At 71.1% G+C, this 20,145-nt stretch carries 15 protein-coding genes; 6 read left to right on the top strand and 9 right to left on the bottom strand.

The features are described from left to right. Position 1: 1 nt before the first annotated feature. From ABD340_RS10170 to ABD340_RS10130, 9 genes are all read right to left on the bottom strand, one after another. Positions 2-1,366 (bottom strand): acyclic terpene utilization AtuA family protein, encoded by a 1,365-nt coding sequence (locus ABD340_RS10170; RefSeq protein ID WP_344588440.1) that lies wholly within the window; start codon positions 1,364-1,366, stop codon positions 2-4. Beyond that, a complete protein-coding gene (locus ABD340_RS10165) occupies positions 1,363-2,175 on the bottom strand; it encodes an amidohydrolase family protein (RefSeq protein ID WP_344588439.1) in 813 nt (270 codons plus the stop codon). Before ABD340_RS10165 ends, ABD340_RS10170 begins: the two co-directional genes overlap by 4 nt. Further along, entirely contained in the window at positions 2,172-3,335 is a 1,164-nt protein-coding gene (locus ABD340_RS10160) for an acyl-CoA dehydrogenase family protein (RefSeq protein WP_344588438.1), read from the bottom strand. The genes ABD340_RS10165 and ABD340_RS10160 overlap by 4 nt, the downstream gene beginning before the upstream one ends. After that, positions 3,332-4,510: an acyl-CoA dehydrogenase family protein gene (locus ABD340_RS10155; RefSeq protein WP_344588437.1), complete on the bottom strand. Its 1,179-nt coding sequence runs from the start codon at positions 4,508-4,510 to the stop codon at positions 3,332-3,334. Before ABD340_RS10155 ends, ABD340_RS10160 begins: the two co-directional genes overlap by 4 nt. A 30-nt stretch (positions 4,511-4,540) precedes the next feature. Next, on the bottom strand, positions 4,541-5,743 hold the full coding sequence (locus ABD340_RS10150; RefSeq protein ID WP_344588436.1) for an acyl-CoA dehydrogenase family protein: 1,203 nt from the start codon (positions 5,741-5,743) through the stop codon (positions 4,541-4,543). A 266-nt stretch (positions 5,744-6,009) separates the two neighbouring features. Next, on the bottom strand, positions 6,010-7,017 hold the full coding sequence (locus ABD340_RS10145; RefSeq protein WP_344588435.1) for an LLM class flavin-dependent oxidoreductase: 1,008 nt from the start codon (positions 7,015-7,017) through the stop codon (positions 6,010-6,012). Between the two features lie 613 nt (positions 7,018-7,630). Beyond that, positions 7,631-9,340 (bottom strand): thiamine pyrophosphate-binding protein, encoded by a 1,710-nt coding sequence (locus ABD340_RS10140; protein ID WP_344588434.1) that lies wholly within the window; start codon positions 9,338-9,340, stop codon positions 7,631-7,633. A gap of 37 nt (positions 9,341-9,377) precedes the next feature. Beyond that, a complete protein-coding gene (locus tag ABD340_RS10135; protein WP_344588433.1) occupies positions 9,378-10,781 on the bottom strand; it encodes a hypothetical protein in 1,404 nt (467 codons plus the stop codon). Continuing rightward, positions 10,771-13,725, bottom strand: coding sequence for a peroxidase family protein (locus tag ABD340_RS10130; RefSeq protein ID WP_344588432.1), 2,955 nt, complete (start codon positions 13,723-13,725; stop codon positions 10,771-10,773). The genes ABD340_RS10135 and ABD340_RS10130 overlap by 11 nt, the downstream gene beginning before the upstream one ends. 574 nt (positions 13,726-14,299) lie before the next feature. On the opposite strand from ABD340_RS10130, the gene ABD340_RS10125 reads away from it, so the two are divergent. The 6 genes from ABD340_RS10125 (at position 14,300) to ABD340_RS10100 (ending at position 20,001) form a co-directional block, all read left to right on the top strand. Next, positions 14,300-15,409: a sensor histidine kinase gene (locus ABD340_RS10125; RefSeq protein WP_344588431.1), complete on the top strand. Its 1,110-nt coding sequence runs from the start codon at positions 14,300-14,302 to the stop codon at positions 15,407-15,409. Beyond that, positions 15,406-16,077 (top strand): response regulator, encoded by a 672-nt coding sequence (locus ABD340_RS10120; protein ID WP_344588429.1) that lies wholly within the window; start codon positions 15,406-15,408, stop codon positions 16,075-16,077. The genes ABD340_RS10125 and ABD340_RS10120 overlap by 4 nt, the downstream gene beginning before the upstream one ends. Positions 16,078-16,200: 123 nt before the next feature. Beyond that, entirely contained in the window at positions 16,201-16,923 is a 723-nt protein-coding gene (locus tag ABD340_RS10115) for an ABC transporter ATP-binding protein (RefSeq protein ID WP_344588427.1), read from the top strand. Beyond that, the gene (locus ABD340_RS10110; RefSeq protein ID WP_344588426.1) at positions 16,917-18,830 is read left to right on the top strand and encodes an FtsX-like permease family protein; all 1,914 of its coding nucleotides are present in this window, start codon (positions 16,917-16,919) and stop codon (positions 18,828-18,830) included. Before ABD340_RS10115 ends, ABD340_RS10110 begins: the two co-directional genes overlap by 7 nt. A 32-nt stretch (positions 18,831-18,862) precedes the next feature. Beyond that, positions 18,863-19,639: a hypothetical protein gene (locus tag ABD340_RS10105; RefSeq protein ID WP_344588425.1), complete on the top strand. Its 777-nt coding sequence runs from the start codon at positions 18,863-18,865 to the stop codon at positions 19,637-19,639. After that, positions 19,636-20,001: a GntR family transcriptional regulator gene (locus tag ABD340_RS10100; RefSeq protein ID WP_344588424.1), complete on the top strand. Its 366-nt coding sequence runs from the start codon at positions 19,636-19,638 to the stop codon at positions 19,999-20,001. Before ABD340_RS10105 ends, ABD340_RS10100 begins: the two co-directional genes overlap by 4 nt. Positions 20,002-20,145: the final 144 nt, after the last annotated feature.

Here is a 20,145-nt window from a genome sequence, read left to right as displayed (position 1 = left end):
GTCAGGCCTCCACCATCTCGACGGACTGCGTGACGTGCTCGCGCGGCACCAGGCACGGCCAGATGGCGAAGAGCTCCTTGAGCGGCGGCCGGGTGCCGATGCCGCCGACGCCCGCCGGCCCGTTGTTGTAGAGCGGGACCGACTCGGTGAAGATCTTGCCCGCCTCGGTCCGGTCGGCGCACCGCGCCGCGTACCGGACGACGACCTCGGGCAGGTCGGGGTCGTCGGGCACCCGCACGCGGCCGTTCCACATCGATGTCCGCCCGATGAACTCCACGTGCGTGTCGTCGGCCGTGAACCCGGCCCTGGCGAGGCGCTTCTCCAGGAACTCGATGCCGCGCCGCGCCTTGGCCATCGCGTGCGGCCAGGTGTAGGTGAACGTCACCTCGCCGATGAAGCCGTTGCGGTACCCCATGTTGACCTTGAGGGTCGCCGGGGCGGGGCGGCCGGTGGCGCCGGTGATGCGGACCCGGTCCGGGCCGGCCTCCTCCAGCCGGATGCCGGTGAAGTCGGCGGTCACGTCGGCGGTGAGGTACTCGCCGGGGTCGAGGATCTCGTACACCATCTGCTCGCTCACCGACGCGACGTCCACCCGGCCGCCGGTCCCCGGGGTCTTGGTGATGACGGCGGTGCCGTCGTCGGCGACCTCCGCGATCGGGTAGCCCAGCTCCTCCAGCCCCGGGGTCTCCCACCATCCGCCCGCCAGCAGCCCGCCGGTGGCCTGGCCGCCGCACTCGATCGCGTGCGCGACCGCGGTGGCCATGCCGAGCCGCTCCCAGTCGTCGGCGCGCCAGCCGAACTCGTACCGCAGCGGGCCGAGGTAGAGCGCGATGTCGGTGACCCGGCCGCAGACCACGATGTCCGCGCCGCCCTCCAGCGCCTCGACGATGCCCTCGCAGCCGGTGTACGCGGCGGCGTGGGTGAGGCGCGAGCGGACGGTGGCCAGTTCCGCGCCGGTGTCCATGTTGGCGAACGTGACGCCGCCGGCCATCAGGTCGTCGATCTGGGGGCGCAGGTCGTCGCCGGTCACGACGGCGATCCGGACGCCCGGCAGGCCCAGCTCCCGGGCCAGCTCTGCGATCTTCGCGGCGCAGGCGCGGGGGTTGGCGCCGCCGGCGTTGGTGATGACCTTGACGCCCTTTTCCGCGCAAGCGGCCAGGGCGCCGCGGAGCAGGTCCAGGATGTCTCGGGTGTAGCCGTACTCGGGGCTGCGGTCCAGCTGCTTGGACAGGATCGACATCGTCAGCTCGGCCAGATGGTCGCAGCACAGGTAGTCGATCTCGCCCCGCTCCACCATCGTGATCGCGGGCCGTACGCTGTCGCCCCAGAAGGCCATGCCGGCCCCGAGCCGTACGGTCTTGCTCATGCCGTCACCGTCCTGGTGGTCTCGGTGATTCCGAGCAGGCGTGCGAGGTTGCCGCCGAGCACGCCCGCCTCCTCTTCGGGGGTCAGTCCCAGCGACCGGATCGCCGCGATCTCGGCGGCGGGATCGGTCATCGGCCAGTCGGACCCGTAGACGACCCGGTCGGCGCCGTGCCGCCGGATGATCTCCCGGATCCGGTTCGCGGGCAGCTCGCCGACGCTCGGCGGCCAGGACGTCTCCAGGTGCACCCCGGCGCCGACCGACCATTCCTCGGCCGCGTCGAGGTCGTGATAGCCGCCGAAGTGGGCGGCGATGAACGTCAGGCCGGGGGTGCCCGCGACCAGCCCGGGCAGGTGCCGGGACGCGCCCCGTTCGTTGGCGGCGCGGTCGCCGCCGCAGCCGACGTGGGCGATCACCGGGATCCCGGCCTCCGCGAGCGTGGTGAGGAGCTCGCGCACCCGCGCGTCGGCGAACGAGACGTCCTGGAACAGCGGGTGCAGCTTCACCCCGACGACACCGTTGTCCTGGAGCGCCGCGAGGTTCTCCTCGACCGGCAGCTCCGGATGGACGGTGCCGAACGGGATGAACCGGCTCCGGTCCACGCCCCCGATGAACTCGTTGGTGCGGCGGACGCTGCGCGCGACGTTGGCGACGGCGAGCGTCATCGCCTTGTCGATTCCGGCCGCGTCCATCGTCCGGCGCAGGCCGTCGAGCGTGCCGTCGTGCACCGCGTCCAGGCCGACCGGCCGGTCGGCCAGCACCCGGCGGGCCATCTCGTCGGGCCAGACGTGGCAGTGCGCGTCGATGATCACGAGCCGCCCTCCCCGGTGCGCACGGACTTGGTCAATCGCCTGGACAGCGCGTCGAGCAGCACCTCGGTGGCCCCCTCGTACACCCGCATCGGGCGGGCGGCGCGGTAAAGGCGCTCGATCCTCGTGCCGCGGACCAGCCCGAACCGGCCCATCACCTGCACGGCGCGGTCCACGACCCGGCCGGCGACCTCGGTGGCGCCGACCTTCGCCATGGACGACAGGTGAAGGCTTCCGGCCGGGTCGGCGGCGGCCGCCCGCGCGGCCTGGTAGGTGAACGCGCGCGCCATCTCGATCTCGGTCCACGACATCGCGAGCATCTGCGGCACCGGCCCGAGCCGGGCCAGCGGGCCGCCGAACTGCTCGCGCGTGGTGGTGTGGGCGAGCGCGTCATCGAGCGCGGCCTGGGCTGTGCCGAGCGCCGCGCCCGCCACCGAGACTCGGAATGTCGCGAGTGTGGCCAGGACGAGCGCGAACCCCTCGCCGGGCGCGCCGAGCCGGTTGCCCTCCGGGACGCGGACGCCGTCGAACGCGATGTCGGCCAGCACGTGCGGCGCCACGATCTGGTGCGGGCGGGTGGTGCTCACGCCGGGCGCGTCCGCCGGCACGAGGACCAGGCTGTGACCGCCGCCCGCCGTGTTCTCTTGGCCGAGCACGCAGTAGTAGTCGGCGTCCCCGCCGTTGGTGATGAAACTCTTGTGCCCGGAAACGACCAGCTCCCCGCCGTCGGGAACGATCGTGGTCGACAGCGCCTTGAGGTCGGACCCGACCTCCGGCTCGGTCAGCGCCAGCGCGGCGATCGCCTCCATCGACGCGACCTTGGGCAGCCACTCCCGCCGGATCTCCTCCGACCCGCCGGCAGAGATCGCGTAGCTGCCGATCCCCTGCATCGCGAACAACGAGTCGAGATGGCCGGACTCCATGGCGAGCCGCTCTCGGACGATCGTCCCGGCGAGCGCGTCCGGCCGCTCGAACGTACCGCCGTACGCGGCCGGGACCTGGATCGCGGCCAGGCCGCTGGCCGCCAGCAGCGCGCGCACCTCGGGATCGACCGAATCTCTCTCGTCGGCCCGCTCGGCATGCTGGGCGCATTCCGCGGCCAGCACACCGGCCCGCTCGCGCAACTCGACGTACCGGGGCTCAAGGCCATGGAAGGAGTTCATCGGGGCCGCACCGCCGGGCGCTGGTCGAACGACCGGCCGAACAGCTCCGAGGCGATCCGCACCCGCTGGATCGCCGGGGTGCCGCCCGCGATGGCCCACCCGTGGGCGTCGCGGTGCAGCGCCTCGATGCCGAACTCCTCGGTGTAGCCGTTGCCGCCGTGCAGCTGCATCGCCAGGTCCGAGACCTTCTTGGCCATCTCATTGCTGAAGCACTTGGCCATCGAGACCTGCAACGGGTCGGGCAGCCCCCGGCCGGCCCCGGCCGCCGCACGCCAGATCAGCAGCCGGGCGGCCTCCACCTGGACGGCCATCTCGGCGACCGTCATGTGGACGTTCTGGAACTCCACGATCGGCCGGCCGAACTGGAGCCGCTCCTGGACATAGGCACAGGTCCGGTCCAGCGCCGCCTGGCCGATCGCCAGGCTCATCGTGGAGTTGCCCAGCCGCTCGATCGAGAAGACGCCGAAGAGGTCCTTGAAGCCCCCCGCCGGGACGACGAGATTCCCCTTGGGGACCCGCACCTCGTCCAGGATCACGTCGGCGGACGGGATACCGCGCCAGCCCATGAGCTTCTCGCGCTCCCCGTACGACATGCCCTCGGCGTCGGCCGGGACGATGATCGCCCCGATCCCCTTGGCGCCCGGCGCGTCCGAGAGCCGGCAGTAGAGCAGGTAGTGGGTGGCGTGCCCGCCACCGGAGATCCACCGCTTGGACCCGGTGATGACGTACTCGTCGCCGTCCGGTCGCGCCTTGGTGCGCATGTCGGTGGCGGCGGAACCGGCGTCCGGCTCGGAGATGCCGATGGCCATCGTGACCTCGCCCCCGACGACCCCGGGCAGGAGGCGCTCGCACTGCTCCTCGGTGCCGAAGAACTCGAGCACCCGGGCCGGGCCGACGTTGGCCTCGAAGACCTGGAACGCCGCCGGGCGGCAGACCTTGGCGAGCTCCTCGATGACGATCAGGGCGTCGACCAGCGTGCCGCCGGCGCCGCCGTACCGTTCCGGCAGCGCGATGCCGAGGAAGCCGAGGCCGGCCAGCCGGGCGACCTCCTTGGCCGGCAGCTCCCGCCTGCCGAGGTCCCAGTCCGCGGCGACGGGCGCGTAGACGTCGGCCGCCACCTTGGCGGCGACCTCGCGCAGCGCCTGCTGGTCGGGGGTGAGCGTGAAACCGTCCATGATCGCTTTTGCGCCCTTTCCAGATGAAGGTCAGCCGGCCCGGCCGGCGAACGACGGGCGCCGGTGCCGGTCCATCGGCTTCCAGCCCAGGGCGTCGTCGGCGATCAGGACGGCCTGGATGTTCGCCGACCCCTCACCGGTCTGCCAGAGCTTGGCGTAGTTGAGGTAGACGCTGATCGGCAGCTCGTCGCTGAAGGCGTAGCCGCCGTGGATCTCGGCGCAGGCCTGCGCGGCGCGGTTGCAGATCTCGGCCGCGTAGTACTTGGCGATCGAGGACTCCCGGGTCGGGATCGTGCCCTCGTCGTACTTGACGGCCGCGTCCCAGACGAGCTTGCGGGCCGCGGCGACCTCGCAGGTCATGTCGGCGATCTGTTTTTTGATCATCTGGAAGCCGCCGATCTTCTGCCCGAACGCCTCGCGCTCGCCGGCGTACTCGACCGCGCTGTCCAGACAGGCCTGCGCCAGCCCGAGCGAGCGGGCCGCGACGGTGAGGCGGCCGAAGTCCATGGCGCTCATCGCGACCTTGAAACCGTCGCCCGCGGCGCCGAGCAGCGCCGACGCCGGCACCCGGACCCGGTCAAAGGTGATCATGTTGGTCGGCATCAGCTTGCCGAGCACGCGGCAGGGGACCCGGTCGACGGCGATCCCGGCGGCGTCCATCGGCACCAGGAACGCCGACACCCCGCGGTGGCCCGCCGCCGGGTCGGTCTTGGCGTAGACGACGGCCAGATCGGCGACGTTGGCGTTGGTGATCCACATCTTGGCGCCGGTGATCAGGTAGTCGCCGCCGTCGCGCTCGGCCCGGGTGCGCATCGCGCCCAGCAGGTCCGAGCCGCCGTCGGGCTCGGTCATCGCGTTGCAGCCCAGGAACCGGCCCGCGGTGAGGCCGGGCACGTACGCGCCGACCTGCTCGGGGGTGCCCCAGTTGGCGATCGTCAGCGGGACCGTCGCGGCCTGGAGGTTCATCGGGGCGCTGATCGGCGGGTACACGTAGGCGAGCTGCTCGGCGACGACCGCGAGGGCGCGGTAGCCGGCCTCAGGGCTCTCCTCACTGGGGAAGCAGCAGGAGAACAGGCCCAGTTCGCCCATCCGCAGGTAGAGGTCGCGCGGGAACTCCCCCGCGTCCTCCAGTTCGCGGAACCGCGGCCGGATCTCCTTCAGCCCGAAGTCGCGGACCATCCCGGCGAGCGCGTCCAGCGCTTCATCGCCGTAGGACGGGATCGGCCTGACCATCGGCACTCCCTCACTCTTTCCTAAACTATGCGTATGTTTCGCGTCTATTACTACGGTGGAGGCGTGGCCGCTGTCAACAGTGGCTCGGTGGCCTCCCGACGGGGCCCGGTTCACGCGGCAGGGCCGGTCGCCGGCGCCCACGCGCCCGCGACCGGCGGCGCTCCTGCCCGCCTATTACTTGGGAGCATGCTCAGGTGGGCACGGGCAGTCGCCCGCGCCCCCATAGGCGGTGTCGTCAGTCCTGCTCAGAACCCGTCATCGGCGGGTCAGTCCCGCAGCAGCGGCATGACCTCGGAGCCGAAGCGGTCGAGCTGGCGCATCGCCTCGGCGTGCGGCAGCCCCGGCCAGTGCGGCTTGTAGACGAAGTGCGTCATGCCAAGCTCGTCGCCCAGCTTGTGCAGCTCGGCCGCGCACTCCTCGGGGGTGCCGAGGATGAAGCGCCGGTCGATGTCGGTGCGCAGCCTCTCCCCCGATTCCAGCACCGGGGTGTTCTGGCCCTTGAGGCCCCACCGCCGATACGTCTCGTAGCGGGCCCGGTAGCGGACCAGCGCGGCCTCGACCGCCTCCTCGCGGGAGTCGGCGATCAGCAGCTCGCGGCGGACCGGGAACTCCATCGCCGCGGGCAGGCCCGCCTCGGCCCGGGTGTCGAGGAAGAGGCGGCGCATCTCGTGCAGCTCGTCATGCGTGGGAAAGGGCGGCGTGTACCACGCGTCGCCCTTGGTCGCGGCCCGCTTCACCGCGCCGGCGGCCTGGCCGCCGATCCACACCGGCGGGCCGCCCGCTTGCACGGGCTGCACCGCAGGTTGCGCGTCCCGGACGCCGGTGAAGCGGCCCTGGAAGGTGACCTTCTCGCCGCTCCACAACCGGCGGATCAGCGCCAGGGACTCCTCGAACCGGGCCACCCGCTCACCCTTGCGGACGCCGAACGCGTCGAACTCGTGCGGGCTGTAGCCCAGGCCGACGCCGAACCGGGTGCGGCCGCCGGTGAGCACGTCGAGTGTGGAGATCTGCTCGGCCATGTCGACCGGGTTGACCATGGACAGCAGGACGATCCCGGTCGCCACGTCCATCGCGGGCGCCTGGCCCGCCATGTACGTCAGCCACGGGACCGGCTGGAAGTAGCGCAGCTCGGCGCCCAGGAAGTGCTGGCCCGCCACCATGAGCCCGAACCCGGCCTGCTCGGCGGTGCGCACCAGCTCCGCGTGCTCATCACGTTGCCGCTCGGGCGGGGTTCCGCGGTCGTAGACCGACGTCAGCAGGATTCCGAACTTCATGCCAGTCTCTCCGTGATCCCGATGCCATCGGCAAGCCCGGCAGCAAACCTCGCCCAGCCATCCAGCGTCCTGCCACCCCTCATCGCTCCTCCACATACCCAGCCAACTAACCATGCGTATATTTCGTCTACTTTAGCTTCCTGTCAAGGTCGACGATCACTCATCTCCGCTTCCCGAGGTCGCGGCACTGGGCAAGGGCCGGATCTCCCGGCAGCGCGCGCGACGACAGCCACGCTCCCGAGCAGGTCAGGGTCAGCGCGGCCGACGGACGGCTGAAATGGTCAGTGCCCGCGGAGCTTGCGAAACGCGGTCACCACAGGTCCGAACAGGCGGAGAACCCTCGGCCACCAATCCTCTGGGGCTGCTCAAGCCCGAGCGTCACCGGGCAGATCGCGAAGCGATGTCGCGCTCGCCAAGGCCCGGTTACGAGCGAGCCGCCAGGCGAGCACCGTAGGCCGGGACTTTGAAACACAACCTCAGCCGCAGTCATGCGGTATGGCGGTATTCGTTGATCATCGGGATGTCCGCCTTGCCCAAGGCATTCGTTCCTGGTCCGCTACCTCGACCAGGCGGAACACCTGCGCCGGCCCCCGATAGAATCGGTCGGCTTCGGTCACCGACGGCGCAGTCGGTCTTCGATGGTCTCGACCAGGCCGGCGATCACGCCGTCAGGCGAGGGGCTGTAGTGCGGGATCGCCCATCGGGTGATACTGGCGTCGATGACCGTGGGACGGCCGGACGCCAGAGCGTTGCGGAATGCGTCTTCGAATTCCTCGAGGGTCTCCACGCGGTGGCCGTCCGCGCCGCACGCACGGGCGTACGCGGCGAAGTCCGGGTTCTGGAATTCGACCAGCCCGGACTCGAGATAAGTGGCGATCTGGTAGATCTTGATCAGCTTGAATTCCCGGTCGTCGAAGATGACCCAGATGACGGGGATCTGGTGTTCGACGGCGGTCATCAGCTCGAAGCCGGACAGCGAGTAGCAGCCGTCGCCGGAGCCGACGACGACCGTGCGGTCCGGGTGTGCGAGCTTCAGCCCGATGGCGCCGTTGACGTGCCCCGCCATCGGCCCGAACGAACCGGGCTTGCGGAAGTTCTGGCCCTCTTCGAGCTCCACGTAGTAGCCCAGCCAGGCCGCATGCGCGCCGGCGTCGGCGAGGAGGACCGCGCGTTCCGGCAGCATCCGGCCGATCGCCTGGGCGAGCTCTCCCGGGTGGATCTTCCCCGTCAGGTGGGTGATGCGCCGGGCCTCCCAGTCCCTGCCGGCGACCTCGGCGGCCGGTACCTCGCCGACCTTCATCTCCAGCGCGTCGGTGAGGGCCGCCACCGCCGGGCGCGCGTCGGACAGGAGCGCGTGGTCGGGCTTGTAGGCCTTCTGGAACTCCGTCTCGGAGATGTTCACGTGAATGAGCTGCTTGCCCTTGAACAGGTCTTCGCGATAGTTGAACGTGGCGTGCTGGTTGAGGGAGTTCCCTATGCACAGCACGACGTCGGCCTCGCGGAAGGCCTTCCAGGCGCTCGCGTGGCCGCTGTCGGAGAAGACGCCCACCGAGAGCGGGTGCCCCTCGGAGACGATGCCCTTGCCGTCGAGCGTGGTCAGCAGCGGGATCTGGAATCGCTCGATCAGCCGCTTGATCTCCGGTCCCGCCCCGCTCCGGACGGCGCCGAAGCCGACGAGCGCGACAACGCGCATGCGACGCGCGAGGGCGTCCGCCAGGACCGATGCGATCTCCTCCACGCAAGCCGGATCGGGCAGGATCGGCGCGACATCGAGCCGGATGGGCCGGACGTTCCCGACCTCGACCCCGCGTTCGGTCAGGTCCTCGGGAACGTGGATGTGCACCGGCCCGGGCCGGCCCTCGAACGCGATGTTGACGGCTTCCTCGAGCATGTCGCACGTGTCCGCGGCGTCGGTGAGCAGGAACGACTTCTTGGTCGTGGCCGCGAACATGGCCTGCGAGTCGGGCGTCCGGTTCCGGCCCGACGTCTCGTTGAGCGAGCCCCATCCCTGCCATTTCCTGTCGGCGTATCCCGAGACGGCGAGCACCGGATAGGAGTCTGACATCGCCACGGCCAGACCGGAGAAGAGGTTGAACGCCCCGGGCCCGGCGGTGGCGAAGCAGAAGCCCAGCTTGTCGGTGTACATCGCGTACCCGCACGCCATGAAGGACGCGGCCTGCTCATGGCGCGTGATGACGGGCCGTATCCGCGCCGAATCCTTCAGCGCCAGCATCAGGCCGGCGGCGTTCTCTCCGGCGCCACCGAAAGCGGCCTCTACTCCGATATCTTCCAGGCCCTTGACGATGGCCTCGTAAACCCTCATCTTTTCCCCCGATGTCGGGCGACGCAAGCGCCGTCGTTCATGGCGCGGCCGCTGTTCCACTGTCGGGTTCGCCATGCCATCGCGCCGCGTGGCGCGCGTGCGTGCCGGTCGTTCCGTTGACGAAGAAGCGTTCGTAGTACTCCGACTCGATGTGGTGCGTCTGCAGCCATATGCCGGGCACGTGAATGGCGTCGGCATGTGCGGGGAACCGTCCGTGCGTCTCGTGGATGTACACGCAGATGTCCCGCGCGCAGTCGATGACCCGCTGGTCGTACGCGCTCGCCTCGGCCAGATAGCGCTGCCCGTAGTCGCCCTTGTAGATGCGGGCGAAGGTCTCGTTGTCGGTGTAGATTCCGTCCGGCCCGAACTTCGCCTGGACGACGGCGTCGACGGCCTTTTCCATCGACGGGTAGTTGGGCGGGCACGCGGCTTTGATGAGGTGCTCCCCGTTGGCCCGCAGGCCGACCGGATGGGAACGCAAAGGGGCGTACCTCGGCAGCGGGACGTGCCAGCGCAGGATGTCGGCGGGACGGAAGCGCGGCGTGACGAAGTCGAATCCCAGCATCCGTCCGTACTCGCGGGAGAACTTCGGGTCGCCCAGCGCGATCAGCGGGTGGATCGAGGCGTGGATCCACGCGCCGAGCCCCATGCCGTCCGCGACCAGCATCATGTTCTGCAGAAGCAGGTCGGCCTCGATCTGGGTGCGCATCGGCCCGAGGGCCCCGAGCGGCAGTTTGATGTCGTTGTTCAGGAACCCGTTCCGCACCCATTTCCGCACGCCCGCGGGGCGGTAGAAGTTGCGGTCGTCGACGATGACGGGCCTGGCCCCCTCCGGCTGGGTGAGCAGGTACATCAGCGCGTTGATGTACTGGTGGGAGAGGTCGACGACCGGCAGGAAGACCGTGCTGCCCGGGATGTTGGACAGGAAGCGGTTGGAGTCCAGGTAGGCCGGGAAATCCCGCTTCCCCTCGGCGACGTCGAGCCGGTGGTCCAGCACCTTCACCTTGGCCTGGTGGGCCCGCTCGACCAGGGTGCCGGCGTTGAACGGCAGGTCCGGGGAGGGCGGCAGCTTCCTCAGGAAGTAGGTGCCGGCGTCGTTGATCATGAAGAAGTGGGTGCCCTGCGCGTTGTCGGGACTGCCCGCGGTACGCCCGGCCATGGTGAGGTTCGGCTTGGCCATGATGGGCGTCCCGTCGCGCGGGTCCTCGAACAGCCGGTCCGGCATGGTCAGGCCGGAGCAGCCGGTGAGCGCGATGAGGACCGCCTCCTCCATCTCCTCCAGCGGAATCGGACGGTGCGGGGACCGGTAGCTCATCGAACCCGCGGGAACGGACGCGCCGCGGCTGACCCGATGGGTCCGGCGCCTCCAGATGGTCTCCAGCAACGGCTGGGAGAGGAGGCTTTCCAGGCCCTCCTGCCGGACCTGCTGCTCAACGGACATGTCGGCCTCGCTCTCGGTCCCGCACGGTGCCGGGCTCGTGCCCGTCGGGCGTGGCCGGCCGCCACGGCGCGAACGCGCTGGCGGTTCTGGGCAGGAAGCCGGCCAGTTCGGGGCAGTGGCGCAGGATGACGCTCGTCATCCCGTTGTTCTCGATCCAGTCCATCCCGAGCGGGGTGTAGATCTCTGGCCGGAAGTCGACGGTGAGGAACCGGTCGCTCTGCAGCCGCCGGCTGGCCATGAGGATGAAGATGCGGAAGGCGGTGTCGCTGAACCCGAAGCCCTCGGGCGGATTCTCCGCGAAGAGCCCGACCATCGTGTCGATGTCGTCGACCGTTCGGTAGAGGTCCTTGAGCCTCGCGACCGTCTCCGGGTCGGAGGAGAGGTCTTGGAAACTCCGGATGCGGGGCTTGTGCAGGCCGGCGAGGAAGTCGTTGTAGCGCGGGACACCGCGGCGCCGGGTCCGCACGAGGTCGACCACGGACAGGTCGATCACTTCCCCGTCCCGTTCGAACTTCTGCAGCGCGCGCGGGTAGTTGTACAGGGTGACCGCACCAGGATGGGCGATGCCGAACGAGTAGAGCCCGTTGGCCAGGCCGATCCTGCGGAAGAGCGCCTCGGTGGCCGCGCCCTGCACGTCGTTGAAGCACAGAGTGTCGAGTGTCCGGCCGGACCGGTGGTCGGCGAACTCGAAGTCGTCCGGGATCAGCGGGTGCATCCGGTAGACCGTGACGAAGTCCTCGGTGAGCGAGTACGGGGCGGCGTGGTGGTCGGGCAGGGTCTTGGGGATGCCGGTGCGCGCGTGCGTGTCGACCAGCCACAGCCCCAGCCGGGTCAGCCAGTTCTGCGGCGGGCCCGACCAGTTGGCCGTCAGCCCGATATCGATCAGCTCGGTGGCGAGGATCGCGGGCGTCCACTCCACCGTGTGGATCTTCGCGATGAGGGCGGAGACGATGAGCCTCGCCGTGTGGTAGACGCTGTCCTCGTCCATGCGCGGGTACTCGTGCCGCAGCGCCTCGCACACGACGTTGTGCTCACGGGCGAAGAGGGTGTGCATCACGCTGAGACCGAGCCACCAGTTCTCCCTGAAACCGGTGAGCGGGATGCCGTCCGGGCCGGACGGCAGGTGGCCCTCCTCCAGGAGCAGCGCCGCGCGGCCGTCCGGCTCACGCAGGGCCTTCGCGACGGACTCGTCGCCGCCGTAGACCTCCGAGCCGTCCCACCAGTGGGACGCGGAGTTGGCGAACAGGATCGGCGCCATCGCTCCCCCGCCGTCCGGAGCGATGCCCTCGTTCTCGGCGAAGCGCATCACCTTCTCGGGTTTGCCACCCGGGGTGTTGCTCCAATTCATGCCCGGAGGCAACGGCACCTCGACGCTCTTGGTCCCCGCCGGGTAGCGCTTGTGGTCGACCCAGTCGTGCACCTGGAACTGGATCCACGCCGCGGCGAGGATGTTGAGCGATCGTGCCGGAATGAAGGTCTTGCGGTCGAGCAGTTCCCTGGCGACGGTCACCGGGTTCGGCTCGTTGAAGAGATCGGGCCGGTAATCGGGCGTGAGATTTCGGCCGAACGCCGAGCCGAGAGCACCCATCCTCGGATCGGACAGGTCGTTGTAGGTCCCGTCGTAGCTGCGCCTGACCCGCAGCCGCTCATCGATGGGCGGGGGGACGGGATGAGCCTTCGGCGGGGCCTCACGGATCTCGGTGTCGATGAGATTGCGACGGCGCAGCTCCTGCCGGAACGCCTCGACGTTGAGGAGCCCCAGCCGCGTCGGCAGCCGATGCCAGGGAACCGCCCGGTTGAGAGCGCGGAATCCGGTGTCCAGGACCCGCGCGGCGGCCACGTTGCGCTTGGGCGGTGGTGTCATGAAACGGTGGCCCCGGCGATGAGCGCTGGACGCCTCGTACGCGGCCTTTCGGGCGCGGTTCAGGTTGCCGAGCGGCCGGAACTCCTCGGTGGTGATCCACGGATCGAAGGCGAGCTGATCGATACGGGTCGCGACAGCACGCGCGTCCGCGGTGTCCAGATTCTGTCGCGGGATCGTCAGCGTCGCCACGGGGACGACCGGCGCGTCCTCCTCGTTCCAGTCGGCTGCGCCGTTCTCGACCGGTGTACGCCTGGCGTCCACGTAGCGCTGAACGCACAAGTCGAAGGCGATTTCCGACGTGGCCAGCCGCGCGGATATCTCATGCGCCAGGTAATCGGGATCGGTCTGCGACGGAGGAGGTGCGGCCGACGCGCCCGCGGCGGGACGGAGCCGGAACCGCACCGGTCCGGCGTCTCCCCACAGGATCGCGCCGCGGCTCCAGTACGTCTCGAGGGCGAGGCTGCGCACCTCGCGCCTGGCGCCCGCGGTCACGTTCCGCCGCATGCGCGCGGCGGTGGACCAGCCCACCGCCGCGGGCAGCTTCACGAACAGCGCGATCCCTTTGCGCAGATTCGTGTCCGCGCCCGCCATGGCCTGGGCGAATGCGACGAACTCACGTGCGTGCCGGGCATGCGAGACCGGATGGTTCGTCATCAGGAGGTCATGGGCCTGATCGGGCCCTTCCTGGATCCGCAGGGCCGCACCGCGCAGATCCGGGGCGAAGTCCGGCTGCCGGACGCCGCTGGCGTTGGACAGCCGGACGATGACCGGGTATTCGGCACCGGGCTGGGCGAAGCCGACCCGCAGGTCTTCCGGAAGGTCGTGATGGAACCTCAACCTGGCGTTCTCGACACCGAGGATCGCCTTTGCGTGAAAGGTCCGTTCGATGCCGGCCGCACCGCTACGCTTCTTGATCTTCAACTGGACCCGCATGAGGTCGCGGGCGAGCTTGTCGAACATCGCCCGTTCGACTTCGGGAGTACCACCGACATAACGCTCGTACCGTGCGGCCCTGGGCGGTGCCCCGGTCGCCGCCGGAGCCGTGCCGACAGAGTCCTTGTGCCGCCTGGTCTCGTACATTCGACTCCCCTACCGGTGCTGGTGCGGACGTTCGGGCACGGCTCAGGAATGCTTCCCGCGATTCACCGGGGGTCGCCGATAACGCAGCCGCCGCCCACTACAGGCCGTCCATTCCGCATGGATACCCCCTTCCACGCCCCCACCTATCCCGCAAAATGGAAACAATCCGGACAATGCCCCGACAAGCACACGGAGATCGTCTTTTAAAGACCGCGGCCCCCATCAAAGAATGCCGCCACATTCACCAATAAAGAAATGAACCTTCGAGCCTCATATCTCCGCCGGCTCGGGAATCCGGGCCGGGCCCGGCGGACGTGCCCGTCGATCCGCGCAGGATCAGGGACGACCGTCCGCGGATGCCCTCGCGGGCACCGGCATCGAGAAAGGCTTCTCCGGCGGGCCGGTCTGGGACGAGGAGCCCAACGCCGTCATCGGCATCGCCGTTCGGCGGCTACCTGGAGGCCAAGGAGGTGGCCGACTCTACCCGGCGACCCCAGGCGGGCACCGGCCCCGCCATCTTTATTAGAACGGTCGGCCGCCACCGTTGCGGGCATTGGGCCCGTAGAATCCCGCCGTGAAAGCCGCTCGCCTCGACGCAATCCTCGTCGCGGGGCTCGGGGGCGCGGCCGTCCTCCAGTTGGCGTACGAGCACGCATCGCCGGCCGTGTGGCTGGTCGCCGCCGCGGTGGTCCTCCCGCTGGGCGCGCGGCGCAGGTTCCCCCTCACCGTCTGCCTCGCGGTGCTGGCGGCCGACCTGGGCATATGGACGCTGGGGTGGCATCTGGTCGGTGATGCCGCGGCCGGGCTCGCCGTCTACAGCGGCGCCCGGTACGCCCGGTGGCCGAGATCGCTGGCCGCGCTCGCGGCCGCGCAGCTCTGGGTCGGCTCGGTCCTGCTGGCGGGGAACGTCGACGACTGGACCGACGTCCTCGGCGCGGCGCCCGTCATGGCCGGGATCTGGGGACTAGGGGTCATGGTCCACCGCAACCGGCATCAGACGGCCCTGCTGCGGGCGCTGGCCGACCGGCTCCGGCACGAGCAGGCCGCGAACGCGCGGCGCGCCGTGGTCGAGGAGCGCGCCCGCATCGCCCGGGAATTGCACGACATGGTGAGCCACCACCTCACGTCGATCGTCGTCCAGACCCACGCGGCGCGGCTGAGCGTGGCCGACGAGCCGGAGCGGGCGGCGGACGGGCTGGAGCACATCGCCCGGTCGGCCGGTGCGGCGTTGCACGACATGCGCCTGCTGCTGGACCTGCTCCGCCCGGACGAACATGACGCGCACTCCCCGACCCTGGCCGACCTCGACGCACTGTTCGCGGACGCGCGGCGCGCCGGACTGCGGCTGGCGACGGAGGCCGGACCGCCACCGGCGGACCTGTCCCACGCGGTACAGACGTCCGTCTACCGGATCCTCCAGGAGTCCCTGACCAATGTGATCAAGCATGCCGGAGCGGTGGCCGTGCAAGTCCGGCTGGCCTACGGCGCGGAGGAGGTCGTCGTGACCGTCGAGAACGATCCGGGCACCCCCGTGGGCGCCGTACCCGGCGCAGGGGCCGGGCTCGCTGGGATGCGCGCCCGGGTGGCGGCGTTCGGCGGGCGGCTCACCGCCGGGCCCGGCCCGTCCGGCGGATTCCGGGTCAGCGCGGTCATCCCGGTGTGCAGCGGGGAGGCGAACCCGTGACCGTCCGGGTGCTGGTGGCCGAGGACCAGGAGCTGGTCCGCGGCGGCCTGTGCCACATCATCGACCGCCAGGACGGGATGCGGGTGGTCGCCGAGGCGGCCGACGGCGAGCAGGCCGTCGCCGCGGCGCTCGGTCACCGGCCCGACGTCGTGCTGATGGACGTGCGCATGCCCGGCGTCGACGGCGTGGCCGCGCTGGAGCGGCTGCGCGGCGCGGCGCCGGAGCCGTTCCCCGCGGTGATCATGCTCACCACGTTCGACCTGGACGAGTACGTGCTCGCCGCGCTGGCCGGCGGCGCGGTCGGCTACCTGCTCAAGTCGATCCCCCCGGAGGCGCTCGCGGCGGCGGTCCGGACGGCCGCGGCCGGCGGCTCGGTGCTGTCCCCGGACGTGTCCGCCCGCCTGGCCACCCGGCTGGCCGCGGCGGTCCCGGCGTCGTCGGGCGTCGCGCCCGAGCGGCTCGACGGGTTCACCGACCTGGACCGCGAGGTGCTCGTCCTGGTCGCACACGGACTGTCCAACGCCCAGATCGCGGCGCGGTTGGGCTGCACCGAAGTGACCGTGAAGAGCCGGGTCGCCCGTGTGCTGACCAAGCTCGGCGTGGACAACCGGGTGCAGGCCGCGATGGTCGCGTACGAGAGCGGCATGGTCCGCCTCGGCCTGCCGTAAGCCGACACTTTAGCGTCGTCGTCGGCAACGCTTTCGTCTCGTCCGATGCCGTGCCGGAGGAGGACGCGGTGATCCGGCCGGAGTTCCTACCGTTGCCTGGTGCGGCAACGATCATCTGAACACGTGCTCCGGACCGACGCGCTCACAAAGGCGTACGGCGGCGGTCCCGGCACCGTCCACGCCCTGCGCGGCCTCTCCGTCGTCATCCCCGCGGGGACGTTCACCGCGGTGATGGGGCCGTCCGGGTCAGGCAAGAGCACGTTCCTGCACTGTGCGGCGGGGCTCGACCGGCCCACGTCCGGCTCGGTGCTGCTGGGCGGGGTGGACCTGGCGGGACTCAGCGAGGCCCGGCTCACCGAACTCCGGCGGGACCGGATCGGGTTCGTCTTCCAGTCCTACAACCTGGTCTCGTCCCTGACCGTCTGGCAGAACGTCGGCCTGCCACTGCGGCTGGCCGGCCGGCGGATCGACCAGGAGTGGGCCCGGGAGGTCCTCGCCCACGTGGGGCTCGCGGAACGGCTGGCGCACCGGCCCGCCGAACTCTCCGGCGGCCAGCGGCAGCGCGTCGCGATCGCCCGCACCCTGGTCGCGCGGCCCGAGGTGATATTCGCCGACGAGCCGACCGGCGCACTCGACACCGAGAGCGGACGGGACGTCCTCGGCCTGCTCCGCACCGCCGTCGACACCTACCGGCAGACCATCGTCATGGTCACGCACGACCCGGTGGCCGCCGCGCACGCCGACCGGGTGCTCTTCCTCGCCGACGGGCGGCTCGCGGACACGCTGGACGCGCCGTCCGCCGAGCAGGTCGCCGCGTGGCTGGGCGGGTTGGGGAGCCGATGCTGACCGTCGCGCTGTCCGCCCTGCGCACCCGGCTCCCCGGTCATCTGGGCTCGTGCGCCGCGGTCGCGCTCGCCGTCGCGATCATCGGGGCGTGCGGGCTGCTGTTCACCGCGACCGTGTCCGGCCCCCCGGGCGGCGACCGGTACGCCGCCGCCTCCGTGGTGGTCTCGGCGCGGCAGTCCCTCGGTGGGGACCCGGTGGCCTTCCTCCTCGGCGCCGACCGGGTGGCGGAGCGCCGCTACCTGCCCGCGTCCTCGGCCGCGCGGCTGGCCGGCGTGCCCGGCGTGCGGCGGGCGGTCGCCGACGTCTCGTTCTCCGCCCAGGTGCTGGGGGCCGGCGAGTCGACCGGACGGTCGTGGGAGGCCGCCGCGCTCACCCCGTACACGCTGGTCGCGGGCCGTCCGTCCGGGCGAGGTCGTCGTGGACCGCTCGCTGGCCGGCCGGCTGCGCGTCGGCTCCCAGGTCGGCGTGCTCACCAGCGCCGGCGTACAGCGGCTGCGGCTGGCCGGTCTCGCGGCCGCGCCCGCCGGTGCGCGCCTCACCCCGGCGGTCTTCTTTACCGAACGCGAGGCCGTGCGGCTGGCCGGGGGCAGGGTGAGTGGCAGGTAGGGAGGATGATCGCCCTGGAGGCCGCGGCCGTCTCCGCGGTGGGGGCGCTCGCGGGGGCGCCGCTCGCCGTGTGGCTCAGCGGCGTCATGGCGGACGTCCTGCGGGACCGGGAGGTCGTCCCGGCGGAATTCCGCGCCGACCCGTCGCCGATGCCGCTCGCGATCGCCGTCTTGGCCGGGCTGGCGGTCACCCAGCTCGCCGTGTTCGCCGCGGCCCGCCGCGCCGCGCGCACCCGGGCCGTGGAGGCGCTGCGGTCGGCCGCCGCGGACCGCCGGGCGGTGCCCCGGAGCAGGATGATCGCCGGTTTCGTCGCACTTGGCCTGGCGTCGCCGCTGGCCGTCGGGTCGGCCTCGGGGGGCGGCGAGACGGCGGCGGGCGCGTCCTTCGGGCTCGCCATGATCCTTCTGGTGGGCGCGGCCCTGCTCGCCCCGCTCGCCGTGCGGCCGCTCGCCCGGCTCGCCGGCGCCCCGGCCACGCGCCTCACCCGGGCGACCGGACTGCTCGCCCAGGCCAACACCGCCGCGAGCGCGCGCCGGACGGCGAGCGCGGCCGTCCCGCTGATGCTGGCCGTCACGCTCGGCGCCACGCTGCTGTCGACCCAGGCGACGAAGCGGGACGCCACACTGTCCGCCACCGCGGCCCGGATCCAGGCCGACCAGGTCCTGGTGCCCGCTTCCGGGCCCGGCCTGCCGCCGTCCCCGGCCGCCGGGCTGCCCGGCGTGACCGCGGCGTCACCGGTCCTGTCGACGACGGTGTACGCCGGACCGGCGGCCGAACTCGCCCCCGTCCCGGCCCTGGGCGTCGATGCCGCCACCATCGGCCAGGTCATGGCCCTTCGCGCCGACCTGTGTGGCCCGGGGCCTGGGGCGTGCTCTGCCGGCCGTACCGCTGGCTCCCTGCCTGGGGCTCCTCGCCGGTTGCACCTTCCTGGCCCTGCTGGCCACCACCGTCCCCGCCAACGCGACCCTCCGCCGCCCCACCCGCTGAACTGCTGCGGGAACTTCCGAACCGACGGTCGGGGGTGCAATCCCTCTGGGCACACCGCCTTTACCTGCGAGCCATTCCGCGCAACGGCCAGTGACGCTGCAAAGACCCGTGGCGGATCGGGAACATCGTCGCCGCAGCCCTCGTCCTCCTCCACTTCGACCACTCCCGCACCACATGACCGCGGTCCGTGGCCAACACTCTGCGGCGTAGTTCATTGTGACGCGGTGCCGCACGCCGACCGGGTCTGGTCCGGCCACTGTGAAAGCGCCCGACACGGGGTTGACATTGTCGCATGCTATGACTCATTTTGTTGAGACAAAGCTTGCGACATTCGGAGATGGTGGCAATGCGCCAGTCAGATCACACGGAGGCCAGACGGTGGCTGGCCCGGCACGGCTTGGCCGACGCCGAGCCGACCCCGCTGCTCGCGGCGCGGCTGGCGGTGCGGCGGCGTGCCAAGGTCGCCGACAGCCTCCTGCTGGCCGCGTTCCTGCTCGGCGCGGCACTCACGCACGCGCTGAGCCTGCCCACCGACGTCACCTCCTGGCTGCCGCTGCTGGTGCTGACGGCGCTGGTAGCCGGGTTGCTGGTGGCGCAGTGGCTGCTCGGCCGGTGGGTGCGGCGCGCCGACCGGCGGGCCGGCGCGCAACTGTCCCGGCGGGTGGCCCACCCGGTCGAGCTCGGCTGGCCGGCGGTGCTGGGCCGGCCGCATGCCATCTTCACCGTCGCCGCCTTCACCGCCGCAGCGCTGCTCGCGGTGAGCGTGCTGCCGGTTTCGGACTCCGGCTTGCGGAACGGGGCGATCATCGTACTGATCAGCCTCGCCGGCGCCGGCACCGGCATCATCATGCAGCTGCGCCAGGTGCTGGCGAGCCCGGCCGTGGCGGAGGACGAGGCCTCACTCAGGGCCGATGTCATCATGCGGGTCGAGGACGCCCGCGCCCTCGTCACACCCAGCTTGGTGTGGTCGCTGCCGGCCATCTTCCTGTCCGGGGAATCGCTCGGCTGGTGGAACGCGGTCGCGCTGGGGCTCGTGGTGGCGGGCGTCATCGCGTACTCCCTGATCCAGACCCGGACCACGGGTGTCGAGACGGCCGCACGGCGAGCCATGGGCACCCGATGATCGTCATCGACGCGGCCTCGCCGACGCCGCCGTACGAGCAGCTCCGGGCCCAGCTCGCGAGGCAGATCCAGGACCGCTCGCTCGCCGTCGGCACGAGACTGCCGACGATCCGCCGGCTCGCGGCCGACCTCGGCCTCGCCGTGAACACCGTCGGCCGGGCGTACCGGGAGCTGGAGGAGGCCGGGCTGATCGAGACCCGCGGGCGGGCCGGCTCGTTCGTCGCGGCCGCCGGCGAGCAGGCCCTCGAGCAGGCCCGCCTCGCCGCCCGCGACTACGCGGCGGTCATCGCCAGCGTCGGCATCGATCCCACCGAGGCGATCCGGATCGTCGAGGCGGCACTGGGCCATGCTTCGATACCATGAACCACCGGTTACTCACTGCTACCGTGCCCTTACCTGGAACTGCTCAGTGAGGTTGCCGGCGCTGGCGATCTGGATGATGTAGTGCGGTTCCAACCAGAGCCGCCCCACCCGTCCACGGTGTCTCGTTCGCGTCTCCTGGCTGTC

The sequence above is a fragment of the Actinomadura vinacea genome (assembly GCF_039532545.1).
Lineage (GTDB): Bacteria > Actinomycetota > Actinomycetes > Streptosporangiales > Streptosporangiaceae > Spirillospora > Spirillospora vinacea.
The sequence above is the reverse complement of the archived record's forward strand: the minus strand, read 5'-3'. Positions and strand labels throughout refer to the sequence as shown.

Coding starts and splice junctions, on each gene's coding strand:
- ABD340_RS10170 (WP_344588440.1), bottom strand. CDS start 1,366: ATGAGCAAGACCGTACGGCTCGGGGCCGGCATGGCCTTCTGGGGCGAC.
- ABD340_RS10160 (WP_344588438.1), bottom strand. CDS start 3,335: ATGAACTCCTTCCATGGCCTTGAGCCCCGGTACGTCGAGTTGCGCGAG.
- ABD340_RS10155 (WP_344588437.1), bottom strand. CDS start 4,510: ATGGACGGTTTCACGCTCACCCCCGACCAGCAGGCGCTGCGCGAGGTC.
- ABD340_RS10150 (WP_344588436.1), bottom strand. CDS start 5,743: ATGGTCAGGCCGATCCCGTCCTACGGCGATGAAGCGCTGGACGCGCTC.
- ABD340_RS10145 (WP_344588435.1), bottom strand. CDS start 7,017: ATGAAGTTCGGAATCCTGCTGACGTCGGTCTACGACCGCGGAACCCCG.
- ABD340_RS10140 (WP_344588434.1), bottom strand. CDS start 9,340: ATGAGGGTTTACGAGGCCATCGTCAAGGGCCTGGAAGATATCGGAGTA.
- ABD340_RS10135 (WP_344588433.1), bottom strand. CDS start 10,781: ATGTCCGTTGAGCAGCAGGTCCGGCAGGAGGGCCTGGAAAGCCTCCTC.
- ABD340_RS10130 (WP_344588432.1), bottom strand. CDS start 13,725: ATGTACGAGACCAGGCGGCACAAGGACTCTGTCGGCACGGCTCCGGCG.
- ABD340_RS10110 (WP_344588426.1), top strand. CDS start 16,917: ATGCTGACCGTCGCGCTGTCCGCCCTGCGCACCCGGCTCCCCGGTCAT.
- ABD340_RS10105 (WP_344588425.1), top strand. CDS start 18,863: ATGCGCCAGTCAGATCACACGGAGGCCAGACGGTGGCTGGCCCGGCAC.
- ABD340_RS10100 (WP_344588424.1), top strand. CDS start 19,636: ATGATCGTCATCGACGCGGCCTCGCCGACGCCGCCGTACGAGCAGCTC.